Origin of the sequence: Leptolyngbya sp. AN10 (assembly GCF_050565645.1) — a bacterium.
Classification (GTDB): domain Bacteria; phylum Cyanobacteriota; class Cyanobacteriia; order Leptolyngbyales; family Leptolyngbyaceae; genus Leptolyngbya.
Genome location: NZ_JBNXVP010000026.1, coordinates 1 through 13,097 on the forward strand (window position 1 = coordinate 1; position 13,097 = coordinate 13,097).

General features: G+C 47.3%; 19 protein-coding genes. 4 read left to right on the top strand and 15 right to left on the bottom strand.

What is annotated here, in order from left to right; genetic code table 11:
• Positions 1-135 precede the first annotated feature (135 nt).
• A complete protein-coding gene (locus ACQ4M5_RS28270; protein ID WP_430679104.1) occupies positions 136-969 on the bottom strand; it encodes a restriction endonuclease in 834 nt (277 codons plus the stop codon).
• Positions 970-1,191: 222 nt separating this feature from the next.
• On the opposite strand from ACQ4M5_RS28270, the gene ACQ4M5_RS28275 reads away from it, so the two are divergent.
• A complete protein-coding gene (locus ACQ4M5_RS28275; RefSeq protein ID WP_430679105.1) occupies positions 1,192-1,416 on the top strand; it encodes a hypothetical protein in 225 nt (74 codons plus the stop codon).
• A gap of 534 nt (positions 1,417-1,950) precedes the next feature.
• Here ACQ4M5_RS28275 and ACQ4M5_RS28280 read toward each other — a convergent pair.
• The 10 genes from ACQ4M5_RS28280 to ACQ4M5_RS28325 all read right to left on the bottom strand — a co-directional run bounded on the left by ACQ4M5_RS28280 (position 1,951) and on the right by ACQ4M5_RS28325 (position 8,513).
• Positions 1,951-2,535 (bottom strand): CPBP family intramembrane glutamic endopeptidase, encoded by a 585-nt coding sequence (locus tag ACQ4M5_RS28280; protein ID WP_430679106.1) that lies wholly within the window; start codon positions 2,533-2,535, stop codon positions 1,951-1,953.
• Positions 2,536-3,341: 806 nt separating this feature from the next.
• The gene (locus ACQ4M5_RS28285) at positions 3,342-4,088 is read right to left on the bottom strand and encodes a CPBP family glutamic-type intramembrane protease (RefSeq protein ID WP_430679107.1); all 747 of its coding nucleotides are present in this window, start codon (positions 4,086-4,088) and stop codon (positions 3,342-3,344) included.
• 197 nt (positions 4,089-4,285) lie between these two features.
• Positions 4,286-4,735 (bottom strand): VOC family protein, encoded by a 450-nt coding sequence (locus ACQ4M5_RS28290; protein WP_430679108.1) that lies wholly within the window; start codon positions 4,733-4,735, stop codon positions 4,286-4,288.
• Positions 4,736-4,816: 81 nt separating this feature from the next.
• Positions 4,817-5,296, bottom strand: coding sequence for an SRPBCC domain-containing protein (locus tag ACQ4M5_RS28295; RefSeq protein WP_430679109.1), 480 nt, complete (start codon positions 5,294-5,296; stop codon positions 4,817-4,819).
• A gap of 20 nt (positions 5,297-5,316) precedes the next feature.
• Positions 5,317-5,640: an ArsR/SmtB family transcription factor gene (locus tag ACQ4M5_RS28300; RefSeq protein WP_430679110.1), complete on the bottom strand. Its 324-nt coding sequence runs from the start codon at positions 5,638-5,640 to the stop codon at positions 5,317-5,319.
• Positions 5,641-5,872: 232 nt separating this feature from the next.
• Positions 5,873-6,301: a type II toxin-antitoxin system VapC family toxin gene (locus tag ACQ4M5_RS28305; RefSeq protein WP_430679111.1), complete on the bottom strand. Its 429-nt coding sequence runs from the start codon at positions 6,299-6,301 to the stop codon at positions 5,873-5,875.
• Entirely contained in the window at positions 6,298-6,513 is a 216-nt protein-coding gene (locus ACQ4M5_RS28310) for a hypothetical protein (RefSeq protein ID WP_430679112.1), read from the bottom strand. Before ACQ4M5_RS28310 ends, ACQ4M5_RS28305 begins: the two co-directional genes overlap by 4 nt.
• A gap of 105 nt (positions 6,514-6,618) precedes the next feature.
• The gene (locus ACQ4M5_RS28315) at positions 6,619-7,146 is read right to left on the bottom strand and encodes a hypothetical protein (protein WP_430679113.1); all 528 of its coding nucleotides are present in this window, start codon (positions 7,144-7,146) and stop codon (positions 6,619-6,621) included.
• A 15-nt stretch (positions 7,147-7,161) separates the two neighbouring features.
• Positions 7,162-7,470 (bottom strand): hypothetical protein, encoded by a 309-nt coding sequence (locus tag ACQ4M5_RS28320; RefSeq protein ID WP_430679114.1) that lies wholly within the window; start codon positions 7,468-7,470, stop codon positions 7,162-7,164.
• 218 nt (positions 7,471-7,688) lie between these two features.
• Positions 7,689-8,513, bottom strand: a complete 825-nt coding sequence (locus ACQ4M5_RS28325) for a class I SAM-dependent methyltransferase (RefSeq protein WP_430679115.1) — start codon at positions 8,511-8,513, stop codon at positions 7,689-7,691.
• A 372-nt stretch (positions 8,514-8,885) separates the two neighbouring features.
• On the opposite strand from ACQ4M5_RS28325, the gene ACQ4M5_RS28330 reads away from it, so the two are divergent.
• The gene (locus ACQ4M5_RS28330; protein WP_430679116.1) at positions 8,886-9,380 is read left to right on the top strand and encodes a phage integrase N-terminal SAM-like domain-containing protein; all 495 of its coding nucleotides are present in this window, start codon (positions 8,886-8,888) and stop codon (positions 9,378-9,380) included.
• A gap of 4 nt (positions 9,381-9,384) precedes the next feature.
• Complete coding sequence (locus ACQ4M5_RS28335) at positions 9,385-9,588, top strand: hypothetical protein (protein ID WP_430679117.1); 204 nt, start codon at positions 9,385-9,387, stop codon at positions 9,586-9,588.
• Between the two features lie 56 nt (positions 9,589-9,644).
• Here ACQ4M5_RS28335 and ACQ4M5_RS28340 read toward each other — a convergent pair whose 3' ends face one another.
• The 4 genes from ACQ4M5_RS28340 to ACQ4M5_RS28355 form a co-directional block, all read right to left on the bottom strand.
• Entirely contained in the window at positions 9,645-10,400 is a 756-nt protein-coding gene (locus ACQ4M5_RS28340; RefSeq protein WP_430679118.1) for a HEAT repeat domain-containing protein, read from the bottom strand.
• A gap of 10 nt (positions 10,401-10,410) precedes the next feature.
• Entirely contained in the window at positions 10,411-10,893 is a 483-nt protein-coding gene (locus tag ACQ4M5_RS28345; protein WP_430679119.1) for a GNAT family N-acetyltransferase, read from the bottom strand.
• Entirely contained in the window at positions 10,894-11,133 is a 240-nt protein-coding gene (locus ACQ4M5_RS28350) for a hypothetical protein (protein WP_430679120.1), read from the bottom strand.
• 110 nt (positions 11,134-11,243) lie between these two features.
• Positions 11,244-12,566 (bottom strand): hypothetical protein, encoded by a 1,323-nt coding sequence (locus ACQ4M5_RS28355; RefSeq protein WP_430679121.1) that lies wholly within the window; start codon positions 12,564-12,566, stop codon positions 11,244-11,246.
• Positions 12,567-12,777: 211 nt separating this feature from the next.
• Here ACQ4M5_RS28355 and ACQ4M5_RS28360 point away from each other — a divergent pair, with 211 nt between their 5' ends.
• Positions 12,778-12,993: a hypothetical protein gene (locus tag ACQ4M5_RS28360; RefSeq protein ID WP_430679122.1), complete on the top strand. Its 216-nt coding sequence runs from the start codon at positions 12,778-12,780 to the stop codon at positions 12,991-12,993.
• Positions 12,994-13,097: the final 104 nt, after the last annotated feature.

Genomic DNA, 13,097 nt, shown 5'->3' on the forward strand with positions numbered 1-13,097 from the left:
ACCCAGTAAAAACATTTGCTATCTTTGCCTGGTTCAGTTACGCTATCTCTAGACCTGCCGAAGTTGTGTGAGAATCACCTGCCGAAGTTCGGTGAGAATTGGGTGCCGAAGTTGTGAAAATACGCACTCCCAATATCACAGCTTTGTTTCACGAATGCTTGGAATCTGTTCTCCAAAGTATTCATTCATTAGTTGCTCTCTGTTTATGGGAATCATTGCAAAACGATCTGTTTGTCGAGAATCTGGAGGAAGAAACATCAATAATGCGCCTGAACTAGGCATTTCAAACAATTCGTGACGAATCTCGAAGACCTCAAGTTGAATGATAAATGCTCTAAGAATATGTCGAGGTAGCCCCCTCACAGCCAAGTTTGAAATATCTGTGCCATTAAGCTGTTTGGCTTGGTGGAGGAAGAGTTGAGCGTGATACTTTGAGAAGAAAAGAGAGATGAAAGGTTTTCTACCCAGATCATGCGGATGGATAGGAAGGTAAGAACCAGTATTTTGACCGTCTCTCATTTCCATGACTGTCCAAAACGGTTCACCAATACAACTTTCATCTGGAAGTAAAACAGTTGCCAGCCGTTCTGCAATAAGAGAACTCAACGATGGTAACTCATCAGGAATTAGAGCCAGGATACCTTGATACTCTGCGAACTGTTTTGCTCCAGACTGATAACCATTCCGAGAGATAATGACCCCAATTACCCCTGGAATATCGCGTATCTTCGACTCAAGCGCATTTATTGTTTCTCTTTTGACAGGATGCTTCCAATCTTTGCACTCAATGATTACCCTATGTCGAACATTAGCACGTAGAAACTCGTAGTAAACGTCAATCTGGTAATCCTCATCTGACTTTCCACGTATGGTCGCATCTCTTGAAACAACAATCCCCTCATCCTTAAGGTTCAATAGCATTAAATAGATGTCTCTCACATATTCCTCGAATGCTACACCTGTATTCATGAGCCACCGTGGTGTTTAGAGCTAAACAACGATTTGACTGTAGTACAAAAATACTTAAATATTCCCGCTTGGAAAGAGACTTCCGATGATACTGCCACTGATGATTGGCGTTCTAACGGCAAAGATGAGCGGCGACGAAAAAACCAGAACGGTAGACGAAGAAACTCTGCACGTCCGCTGCAACCGAATTGTGTACGCCCGGCATGGGCGTGAACTTATGAGGTGAAAGTCCTCTGTGGTGGAACCAGCGTCCAAATGCTCGAAAGTTTTAGGAGCCGAGTGACGACAACCACTAGCCAAGAGCAAGGGCAAACTCGTGAGGGAATGTCCGGAGGAAGCTGGAGGCAAATCTGTGAGCCGACGAACAGAAACATCATAGAAGGCGCTCGTTCTTTAGGGCAAGTTGGCACAACACAACAAAGCCCTCTGGTTCAAGAGACGCAGTAAATGATGCGGTTGTGCAGAGACAGTTCACGTTCTTATCCGGGGAGATCTGCTCGAATGGCGGTCGAATCATCTACGGGAGTCTGACTGAGGGCGGTTTGGAAACGAACCGACAACCCACAGAACCCTACGGAACTCGGACAGCGCACAGATGCGGGAACGCTCTGGGTGATCGAGCAGAAGTCAGCAGAGGTCGTAGTAGCCAAACGCTCACCGTAATGGGTGGGACAGGGTGAAGGACCGAACTTCGGAATGCAGGGAGGAGCCGTAAAGCTCGACGTGGCGATGAACCCGGATGGGGGAGCTAATTTGTCGGCGCTTAATTGCGTAACCAGCCCTGGAGAGCATCAAGGTTGCTCTTGTAGCGATCGCGGTGCAACTCTAAACCGTTCTGGGGAAACGCCCCATGCGGAGCCGCATGTGGGGTGTTGTGGGAGCTGGGGGAGAAAATCCCCTGGCTACCCGATTAGCCTGGATATACCATGCCTATAATCCTATCGCTTCGGAGCGAAACTGCTCAATCGCGGTGGTTTACGCTCACCCCACAATTCCAGTAGCAGGTAGAAGGATAAGGGCATTACCAAGAAAATGCATCAGCATACACGCCCAGATGTTGCGTCGCCACACATAGAGGACGTACTGTAACACCACGCCCACCCCCTGAGTTATGAGCCACTGCCAGCCAAAGAAGGCAATATGAGGCAGGATAAAGATGAAGGCACTAGACACTATGGCAAACCACCCGATGGTTAAATCTTGCAACCGCTCGATTGGATAGGCACGGTACAAAATTTCTTCAGTCGTTGCTGTCGTCAGAACCAGTGCAATCAGTATGGGAATTGGAATCGCCTGCAAAGTGCTAATCCCCGTATTTTGCTGAGGTGGTAAGACTACAGTGGAAATCCAGGAGGCAGCAGTTGCAATGCCCCAGAACGTCACAGACAACTCAATATCCTTTGTGTTAGGGCGCTTGAACTGGAGCGATCGCAAATCACGTTTTTCAACAACGAAAACAAAGGCGAACAACACCCCAACCGCTAGCCAATTCCATAGGATGACGGACTGTGGACCGCGTGGTAATCCCTGCACATTTGCCAAGCGCAGCAACCTCGGAAGGTACATGGGACTGTAGACAAGCGCAAGCCCAATCAGTGTAGCTACCCCCATTCTTAAGCGACTGCCTGGCGACAAACCTTGTTGGCGACGCATCCGTTTTCCTCCAGATTCATTAATAAGTGAGGCTGTCGTGCTAACTTCCTCCTCCACAGTTCTACAGACTTGTTCAGTGTCACGTCTCTCAATAAACGGGTTCTTACACAATTGATGTGAGAAAAGGTGCGATCGCCACTCGTCTTAGTATTATCGATAACTGCTAAGTGAACCAATGGTTATTGGCTCTTTAGTCTTGTCTAATACCACTGACTAGCAAAGATTGTGACGCTTACCATGATCGCGCTACAAATGCTAAATATCCCATCACTTAGAGTATGCTTATTGACTTTAAACAGCTGTTCAAGCAAAAGCTCAACCAATATTCCAACCAATAGACCTATTATTGCAAAAACAATTATGAGTCATTTCTACGGCGACCCTATAGAAACAATGACGTGAGAGCAATCGTAATAAAAATAATTAAAACTGACCAGAGAGTAATAATCATAGTGCAAAACCTATGGCATTTTCATCTTGTCGGTCAAGTCTAAGGCTAGCAAATCTCAAAATAGTCTTCAGAACGGCAAAGATGAGCGGCGATGAGATGACTAAAACGAAGCGAAAAATTCCGCTTGCCGCTCCATTGTGTTGTTAGCTGGCAAGCCTTTATTGCTTCAATCTCTCTACCAAATTAGTGGAACTAAACGATATTGGGTTCTCTGGCAATACTCTCGATGGGCTGTTTTATTGGCTTGTTGATTGTCCATGTTCTTGAGTCAATGAGTGATGAGTTCATCGCTGCGAGGCGAGTTGAGGAGAATAAAAACGACAATGGTTGTACAGACGGTTGAGATTGCCATGTACATCGGGTTGTATGACGAGCCGTAGTACGGCATCAGCGAAAAGGCAGTATTGTAAGTTGCGTGCATCGCGATCGTACTGAAAACACTGCAATTCGTCAGCACATACACTTTGGTAAGTAGCACGCGGTAGATAATAGTGTATAAGCACTGCCAGATAATCCACAAAGCCGTGTTGTGCATCTGAATAAACGGGATGATGTGCCACGCTGCCCACGTTGTGCCCACGATGAAGCCCGTCATGATCACAGTGCGATGTTTGAGCAGAGGGTCAGTCATCATCGCTGTCCAGCCCATCTGCTCACAGTAACCGCTGATGCCATAGACGAGCAAAAAGATCGGAATGCTGAGCAGCGGTGTCATTTTGTCGGACACAGGGGCACCGCGCCACACTATCATCAGATAAGATAGCCCAACCGTGAGTGGCATCAGTACAAAAATACCAACGCACCACATCGGGTTTTTGATCCGCTTCATGTCGATGCCGCGTCGTAACAATTCCCGCACCGAGCCGCCGCCCTGGTGGGTAACGACGATCGCCGCTCCGAGCACCGAGAGAAATTGCAGCGCACTCAGGGGCAGCTTGACGGGAATGATTTTGGTTGCATCTAAGAAACTGGCTGCTAGCCATAATGGGAGCGAAAAGAGGAGGACTAGCCACAAAAAACGAAGTATTGTTTTCATGAATGTTCTCCTGCTTTTCACTCTATCTTCAACAGATTGCTTCGGTGTGGTATCGTTCAATTTCCTTGACAGCTAACGTTGCCCATCACCCGCCGCAGATCACCTATGCATCAAAACCAATGAACTCTCGGCGGTCGGTGTGCATGGGCGTTGTTATACGGCTGATTGTCAAGCACTCATGCGGCATTGAATGCAGATTTGAGCGCTTCAATATCGATTTTCGTCATCTGCAACATTGCCTGCATTGCTCGGTCTGCCGCTTGTCGATCCGAAGAACCCAAGAGCTTCGGCAGGATGTGAGGGATAATTTGCCACGATACGCCGAAACGGTCTTTTAGCCAAGCGCATCGACCTTCTGCGCCGCCGTCGGCTGTAAGTGCGTTCCACAGCCGATCTGTCTCTTCTTGGTCTTTGGCGGTCACTGAGATCGAGGCAGCTTCGGTGTGTTTGTACTGTGATCCACCATTCAACGCTTGAAATGGCACTCCGTCAAGCGTGAACGTCACCATTACAGGCGAGACACTTATAATCTTTGAGTTTGGGATAAGCGACGTGTAGAACCGTGCAGCTTCTTCAGCCTTCTCGTCGTACCAGAGACACACGGCGACTGTGGGTGTAGTGATCATATTCTTCTTTAAACTCCAGGACGTAAAGGTTGACGTATGATGCATCAACCATGATCAATTCTTTGGCAGAGCAAGTTGTAGTTATTTTTCTGACTCTAAAAGCTTGCCGAGAGCTTCAACAGACTGCCGCCAGCCGCTTTCCATCCCACTTGCAACCATGCCGTCACGGTCTTCCTGGTTCATTGCTGTGCTGTGCGTGCGAATCTCAGTCGTATGTTCGTCAATGGCTACAAACTCAGCTTTTTCCAGCATGACGTGCCCACGTTCCGGCATTCCCAAGAATTCAAACGTCTGCACGATCCGTTTATCCTTAGCGACGTCATGAAAACAGCCAGTAAACTCATACTCATTACCATCTTCTGATTGCTCAGCAATGTGCCAACTCCCGCCGTCTTTACAATCGAAGTGATATACTTTCATCGGATTACCGCGACACCACCAACTCGTAAAGAGTTCTTCTTTGATATAAGCTTCAAACACCTTTTCTAGCGGAGCGTTGATTGTGACAGTGCCCAGGATATTTTGTGAATTTTCTGGGACTATTACTTTTAGATGTGCCATATCGTTATCCTCCTACTTGGTTACTGATCTTCTAGTAGTTTTTCCAAAGCATCAAAGCGGGCACTCCAGATTTTTTCATACTCGCTGAGATACGCTGCGGCTACTTTAATAGTTTTCGGTTGAATCTGAATCACTTTCTCCTTGCCGTTTCGACGCTTGGTAATGAGTCCTGCTTTCTCCAACACACTGATGTGCTTTGCGATCGCTGCTAAAGACATCGCATAGGGTTCCGCTAATTCGCTGATAGTATGTTCTGCTTTCAATACCCGTTTAAGGATGTCTCGTCGTGTCACATCGGCGAGAGCACCAAAAATTCTATCAAGGGCAACATTTGACTCAACCATATGGTTGAATGATAGAACTCGATACAGGTCTTGTCAAGCGTTCTGAGCCTCTAGCGTTGAGTATTAAATTCTTAGGATTGCAAGCAGCACTTCTGACTCTGGGGGGGATCTGTGCTGTGTAACGGTTCTGTTGTGCGGCGACGAGTAGCGCTGAAACGAAGCGAGACGACTTGATTCGCCGCTCCAACAGAATCGTTATGGCGTGACCAACACGACTATTTCAACCAACGTTTCAAACTGTCCAATCTTCAATTACCAACCCTGTAACTTTGCCGAAATCTCGGCGATTGCGAGTTAATAAAATCAATCCATGAGACAGAGCAATCGCTGCAATCCTGGCATCCATTTTTCCGGGTTGAATCCGCTGCGATTGTAGTTGAGCTAGCACCTTGGCTGAATCTGCGTCAAACGTGACGAGAGGTAATACCTTGAAGTCGAGAATGAGTCTTGTCATCATGGCATACCCTCTCACCATGTCGTCCAAATTACGGGCGCGATTGATGTAGGTGTGGCTACCCAGCATTTGTTCGTGAAAGGTTACGGTTGAAATCGCAAAATCTGAGAGTGGGTAGTGAGCCATACGAGCCGAAAGGTTGGTGTAGTTCTGCCCTGTCTGTCTCTGAAGAATGCTCAGATGATCTGTATCTAGCAGATATTTCATGGCTCATCTTGCGCTTCAAGGAGTGATTCATCGCCTTGGCGAATCGCTCGACCATAGGCAAGCACTTCCTCAAAAGCAGGCTCATCCTTGAAAGAGCCTGTTATTTGTTGCAGCCAATTGGGAGATGAAGAAGTCGAAACTTGTTTTTGCAACTCAGCGATCGCTGCCTCCACTAATGCAAGTCTTTCCTCCAGAGAAATGCTATTTGCCATTTGAGTTTCCTATGACTAATCGTTTCTATTTGAAGGATAACGAGTCAGGGGAAGGGTTGGCAATCTTTTAGAATCTCACAAGTCAAAGCCTGTTTAAAGAAATTGCTATGCCGCGTTCACATTCTCGACAGATAGTCCATCCGCATTTTCGGGATCTTCAAGCGTAGCCTCAGACGTTTGCTCTGCATATTGCTGCCATGCTGATAGCAACCAAGGAGGAAGCTGATCATGGCGTTTAACAGCGACACGAGCTTTTGCATACGCCATGTGTGGCTCTAGCACAGTGCGGACTAATAGACTGTTGGCATTGATTTGTATTGGCGCAATCGCATCAGGAGCATGAGTTATGTCTTCACGGGTTTGTAGATAGAGGGGTGCTAGATAATGCATTTTGCCGTAGTACCAGTATGAAAATTGCAAATTACGATTGATAGACCACTGTATCGAGCCTGCAATAGCGCGCATTTGGGCAACTCTGGGTGTATTAGCAAGAAACGGTATGCGTTCTGGATGATCGGTGAGGATATGATCATGCATCATCACAATTTTCGCACCTGGCTTGATCGTTAAAGGTTCTGGAATGTCAGGTGGAACTGGTAATTCAGGCGCAGAAATTTGAGAACCAGCAGTCACTAAATACCAAGGTGGCTAGTTTACTCTATTACGTTCAAAAACTAAATAAATTGGAGTTCCGTACCTTGTTTGTAAATGACCAGCAGTTATATATAGTTGATTAGTACTGTGAGTAAAATTACACTGTTCGATGCTCCATGCAATATGAACAGCAAGGTAATATTTCAAAACAAAATTGCCGTTACCCCAAGTCTCGTTAAGTGCGCTGGCTGCTATATTTTCAAGCAACTCATCACGAATGAATGCAAAACGATTAAAGCGCGCAACTACCTGATTAGTATACGGATCACCTAATTGTGCCACCAGTGCATCACGTTCAAACATCGACACCATACCTAAAATAATCCGTCTGAAGACAGCTTAATCGAAACCACTCTAACCGATAACTTAAAATTGCGCTTTATGTGTAAATCAAGCGGCATAACGGCTCGGTTCAGCGGCGACCAACACCCTTGAACGTTAGATGAGGAGACTCTGCTTGCCGCTGCAACCGAATTGTTAGCCTGTTTGTCGCGACTACTCAACCACACCTTGTCTTGAATCTAGACGCGAAAAATTGTTGGAGTTGCAACATATAGACGAGTGCAGTAAGTTAACTGTACTTGACCTTGAATATTGCAAAAGCGCTGGTGAAATTCTGTTAATTCCGAAACCAGCTTGTCTAGAGCGGTTCCTCCTGCTGGGGTAAATCCCTGACTACGAGCTAGACCAATCAACCCAATCAAATCTAACTGCTGATTAAATCTAACCTCGTGTCGTTGGAAATTTACAAAGCCAGGAAGCCATAGTCCTTGCCAAAACAGTTGATAGCGTAATTTCTTTAACCATGTTTTCGCTTGCATTGAGGATTGCGCTTGACGTTCTAGATCTTTGGATGCTTCAAAGATTAAACGGGTATATTCCTTTGAAACAGCATCGGTTTGATCCCAAAGACTCCATACCAACGCTAATCGCCCATTTGGTTTCAAAATACGGTGAAACTCTTGAAGACTCTTTGTAAAATCAAACCAATGAAAGGCTTGAAACGAAGTGACTAGATTGACGGATGCCGCCTCCAACGGAATTTGTTCAGCCGTTCCAGCTAAAAACTCTACTCGTTCGTGCGGGGTTGCAGATATTCTCATATCTGCATTAGGTTCGATCGCTACAACCTGAATCCCTCGATCTGCCAACAACCGCGCCCCAATTCCTGTGCCTGCTCCAATATCAGCGGCAGCTAACTGCATTGGGTTTAAGCCTGACAAGATTATATCGATCGCTGAGGCGGAGTGAATCGGGCGATATTTTTCGTAATCTTCGCCCCGCTCAGAGAAATAACTCAACGGATTTGTTGCTGAATCTGAGGCAGTGGAGAAATCAAAACTCATATCTCTCCCTCACTGTGAGTTGCATTCTCACGCTAACGCAGAAATTAGGATTGCAGGCTAACTATTATTTAGACTGACTCTTTCCTCCTAATCATCCCAAATCAGGACATTAGACTGAATTTTGTCGATCGAATGTCCTCGTCGGGTGAGTTAGGCTGCTAAGAGTCGGCATAACATCTCAGACTGGGAGATTAGATCGACTCGTTCTGCCTAATGCTGAGATTTGACACATTAGATCGACTTACGTTCTGCATATTACCCCTCGACAGGGGAGTTAGGCGGAAAACCTCCGTATTTCTTCTCAAAGAAAGCTTGTACTATTCCGCCTAAGATCCTGTTCAATCCGATTTGATGGATGAGAAGGATTGAGAGATGACACCACCGCCCAAAAAGCTGTTAGACCAAGTGCGCGATGCCATTCGGGTTCGGCACTATTCCTACCGCACTGAAGAAGCTTACGTTCAATGGATTCGCCGTTTTATCCTATTTCACAACAAGCAGCATCCGAAAGATATGGGCGCGATCGAGGTCGAAGCCTTTTTAACGCATCTCGCTGTGCAAGAGCGGGTGGCAGCTTCAACCCAGAACCAGGCGTTCAGTGCCTTACTATTTCTCTATCGCGAGGTGTTGCGACAAGAATTAGACGAGTCGATCAATGCGATTCGAGCCAGACAACCGCAGCAATTGCCAACAGTGTTGACCAAAGACGAAGTAGGATCGGTGCTTCAACACTTAGGAGGAGTGCCGCGACTAGTAATACAAGTGCTATATGGCAGTGGGATACGGTTGAATGAAGGCTTGAATCTGCGGGTGAAAGATTTAGACTTCGCTCAACACCAAATCATCGTGCGGAACCCGAAAGGCTAGCCGCGTGACGATGTTGCCGACGAGTTTGGTGGAGCCGTTAAAGCTGTATTTGGAGCGAGTGCGTCGCGCTCATCAACTCGACCTCGATCGTGGTTATGGTTCAGTACATCTGCCATTCGCCCTAGAGCGGAAGTATCCCCATGCAGACAACGATGATTTACACGCATGTCCTGAATCGCGGCGGGAGAGGGGTGAGAAGTCCGCTTGATCCGTGAAGCGCGGAAAGCTTCGGTTAGCCGAAGGCAACACACTTTCCAAGTTTCTCTAAAACCAGTCTTCCTGCTCCAAAGTTTCAATCACCTGCAATCCACGTGCATCGCCCACTTTCAGCATTGAAGCTTTGGCATCTTCGCGCACTCCGGTATCTTCATCTTCCGCAAACGCTTCGATTAGAGCATCGATCGCAGTTGCGTAAATCACATTCGAGGGCATTTCTCGACACAATTCGCCCAACGACCAAGCGCAATTACTCCGAATCGCAGCCACCGGATCACGTCGCAATCCTTCGATCAAAGGTGGAACCGCAGCCACGATCGTTTCATATCCCAAAGTTGCCATCTGCGCCAAAGAACTCGCCGCCCAGAGCCTTACCGCAGAAATATCATTAATCACAGCATCAGTGAGAGTAAACAACGATCGACGATCGCGACAATTTCCCAACGCCCAGACAATCCCCTTCCGCACATAGCCATTCCAATCTTGGTTATATCGATCGATTAACGATTCCACCGCATCCGGACTCGGATTTCGTCCCAACGCATACGCCGCGCTCACCCGCACCAACGGACAAGGATCGCTCAAAAGATTGATCAACTGCGGAATCGCTCGGTGATCCTGCACATCGCAGAATACTCGTGCCGCCAACATTCGCTGTTGAATATCCGAAGATGCTAACAATGGAAGCATCGCATCCGGATCAGGTTTGGGCGCGACCTCATCTTCGATCGCAGGAATGTCATCTAACGGATCGGCTAAATCAGCTTCAATATCTAAAAGTTTTAACTCGTCGTCGCTATACATAGGATTTATTTTATTCGGCAGGGTCGATCGATTTGGTCATCCACCGCGACTGAGTTTCGTAGCCCAGAGCGCGATAAAGTTCCAGTGCGGGCAAATTCGTTTCAAAAACTTGCAGTCCGATTTGTCGATCGCCGCGCGATTTTGCCCATGTTTCAGCGTAGCGTACTAGCGCCGCTCCAATACCTCTCCGTCGATGATCTGGCTTTACATATAAAAGTAGAATGTGTGCCTGTCTTGCTCCTGTACCTTGATCGATCGCGCTTCCAAGCCATAACCCTGCCACCGGATTCCAGTGCGTTTCGTTCGTTTTTTGCACCCACCACAGCGGCGTTTCTGGCGAAAAAAATTGCTCGATCGTGCTCTTCAAGTAGGAGAATTCACCACCCGGAAATAGTTCGGCGTAAGTTTGCTGCATGAAAGAAAGTAAGCGATCGCGTTCTCTCGTTCCTCCAGAACCGCGATCGAGTCGATATCCTTCAATCCATTCCGTCATCTAAAGCTGGGTCGGATCGTTGGGCAAGCCTTGAATAAAAGGCGCAAGATTCGCTGGTAATCCTGCAACCGCATCCGCATCAGGGGCTTGAGCCTTATCGCTTGTAGGACTGGGTTCTTCGATCGGGGCAGGGGCAGCCATATCACTCGGCAGAAAAATTCGCGCACTCACAACCACGAGCGAAAACACGAACACTAAAACAACGATCAGCGGGGCAATGTATTGACGGAAGAAAGCCATGATTTTTAGCGGGGGCGATCGCGGGTAAGTTCGGAACTTCACTAAATATTGTAAAGCTCCTTACTCTTATCCTAATTGGATTTGCTGTAATTCAGACGATCTTTTTTGGGTTATTCCCGTCCCTCTAATCGACGCTGCCATTCTGCATCCGTCAAGTTCTCGCGAGTTGAATTTTGTTGGGTTGAATCCTGATTGCCCTCTAACCGCCGTTCCCATTCCGCATCAATTTGCGTCGATCGTTCAAGGTCTTGTTCGATCAAATCTCGATCGGTGGAGTAAATCAGATCCGATTGTTGAATCACCGTTTCAGCCGCAAATTGTTCTGCATACGCGAGTTTGTGCTGCACAGTTGGATTTGCCAATTGTTTTGCTCTGAGTTCTCGATCGCGGTTGCGCTCTAGAATCTTGGCGTTGCGTCTTTTGATTGTGAAGTTGCGAATGATTGGAATGATCAAATAAGCAGCACTGTAACCGAGAGAGACGAACGCGATCGCCTTTAAAATTCCCGCTCCTGCTCCAAGCGTCAATGCAGTAAGAACCAGTGCCAGAACTAACAATACTGCGCCCAGAGTTGCCGCCAGAGTTCGTTGTCCAGAACTCGCTTTGCTGAATTGATACACCGATTCACGCAAGAACGCAGGCAACCATTTTCGATCTTGTTGTGAAACAGTCGTTTGCAGAGAGGGGAAGTGATAAACGAATTGTCCTTCAGGAGTCACTTCAGGTCGTCCATCAAATCGCGACAGAACCGGAAGCATAAACTGTTCTGACTCTCGATCGGATGTATCGATCGAATCAAGAAAGGGCGCAATTTGTTCTGCAATCACCGCTCCGCGATTGTGACGAATCACAGCCCCGATCGATTGCCAGCGTCGTTCTTCTAAATCCACATTCGGATTGCCATCCCCAAAGAGGAACGAGTAAATCGATTCGAGGAAGTTCAACTCGCTCTTTTGTTGAGTTGTGCGACGACGATCGTAATCAGGCGTAAAAATCCAGAAAATATCCGGGCTAAACCAAACCGTCGGCATTGAAAAATTTCCGCCACTGTCATCATCGCGACTGGAATTTGCTGCTACCGTCAGCGCAATAATTGCCAGCAATGATGCCACAATCAGCAAAATCAGCACGACCCCAAACGACATCCGAATCAGGTAGAACAAGATTCGCCAAATTTTGTCTAGCGTCTCTTTGCGGCGAATTCGAGCATCTTTTTCCCGCAGCACAGACCGAAAATTCTGGGGAAATTCATACACAACATCGCCCGTTTCAGCCACTTGTAGCTGTCCATCCGCTTGAGAAGCTAAGGCAAGCAGTCCTTTCTCAGCCAAATTCACATTCAAGCCAGCTTGGGCAGCGACATCTCCCACCGTGGCGCGGTAGTTGAGGGATTCGATCGCTTTTTCGATCGCGGGATTGAGGGGTGCGCTCATAAACGGGTGTTCCTAAGCAGAACTATCTTTTCCCCAATGTAGCGCTTTCCCAAAAGTGAGGTGGAACCGAAACCAGAACGTTCAAGGTTGCGCTCGATTTTGCTTTGGTTGGCTACAGGCAACGTTTCCGAATAGCATCCCCCTTAAGTTAGATATTATTTTTATTTGACCAGTATAATCCTGGAATCAAACCTTATTCCTGATTTTCATCATGTTTAGAATGCCCTACGCGATCCTGTGTGGGAAGGACATCATTGCCCACGAACGCAATCCAGACGGTGCGATTTATCGAGCAAAACAAGAGGCGCAACAGCGAGCATGGAACAGTCCATCTATTACAGTTGTTACCGTTCGCACAGGGAAAAGTCCCTACGAAATTAAAAGCGGTACGATGGACGTTGTTCGCAACGATATGGAACTGTGGTGAGCATAAAGATCTATAGCAATCCGGTTTGAGTTGTAAGATCCGGGAACGCCCCCAAACCCCCAATTCTGGGGGCTAAGACTCTTGTTCCCCCAAGCTTGGGGGCT

Bases quoted from the DNA above. Each gene is read 5' to 3' on its own strand.
- ACQ4M5_RS28270 (WP_430679104.1), bottom strand. From the start codon at position 969: ATGAATACAGGTGTAGCATTCGAGGAATATGTGAGAGACATCTATTTA.
- ACQ4M5_RS28280 (WP_430679106.1), bottom strand. From the start codon at position 2,535: ATGTACCTTCCGAGGTTGCTGCGCTTGGCAAATGTGCAGGGATTACCA.
- ACQ4M5_RS28290 (WP_430679108.1), bottom strand. From the start codon at position 4,735: ATGATCACTACACCCACAGTCGCCGTGTGTCTCTGGTACGACGAGAAG.
- ACQ4M5_RS28295 (WP_430679109.1), bottom strand. From the start codon at position 5,296: ATGGCACATCTAAAAGTAATAGTCCCAGAAAATTCACAAAATATCCTG.
- ACQ4M5_RS28300 (WP_430679110.1), bottom strand. From the start codon at position 5,640: ATGGTTGAGTCAAATGTTGCCCTTGATAGAATTTTTGGTGCTCTCGCC.
- ACQ4M5_RS28305 (WP_430679111.1), bottom strand. From the start codon at position 6,301: ATGAAATATCTGCTAGATACAGATCATCTGAGCATTCTTCAGAGACAG.
- ACQ4M5_RS28310 (WP_430679112.1), bottom strand. From the start codon at position 6,513: ATGGCAAATAGCATTTCTCTGGAGGAAAGACTTGCATTAGTGGAGGCA.
- ACQ4M5_RS28320 (WP_430679114.1), bottom strand. From the start codon at position 7,470: ATGTTTGAACGTGATGCACTGGTGGCACAATTAGGTGATCCGTATACT.
- ACQ4M5_RS28325 (WP_430679115.1), bottom strand. From the start codon at position 8,513: ATGAGTTTTGATTTCTCCACTGCCTCAGATTCAGCAACAAATCCGTTG.
- ACQ4M5_RS28330 (WP_430679116.1), top strand. From the start codon at position 8,886: ATGACACCACCGCCCAAAAAGCTGTTAGACCAAGTGCGCGATGCCATT.
- ACQ4M5_RS28340 (WP_430679118.1), bottom strand. From the start codon at position 10,400: ATGTATAGCGACGACGAGTTAAAACTTTTAGATATTGAAGCTGATTTA.
- ACQ4M5_RS28345 (WP_430679119.1), bottom strand. From the start codon at position 10,893: ATGACGGAATGGATTGAAGGATATCGACTCGATCGCGGTTCTGGAGGA.
- ACQ4M5_RS28350 (WP_430679120.1), bottom strand. From the start codon at position 11,133: ATGGCTTTCTTCCGTCAATACATTGCCCCGCTGATCGTTGTTTTAGTG.
- ACQ4M5_RS28355 (WP_430679121.1), bottom strand. From the start codon at position 12,566: ATGAGCGCACCCCTCAATCCCGCGATCGAAAAAGCGATCGAATCCCTC.
- ACQ4M5_RS28360 (WP_430679122.1), top strand. From the start codon at position 12,778: ATGTTTAGAATGCCCTACGCGATCCTGTGTGGGAAGGACATCATTGCC.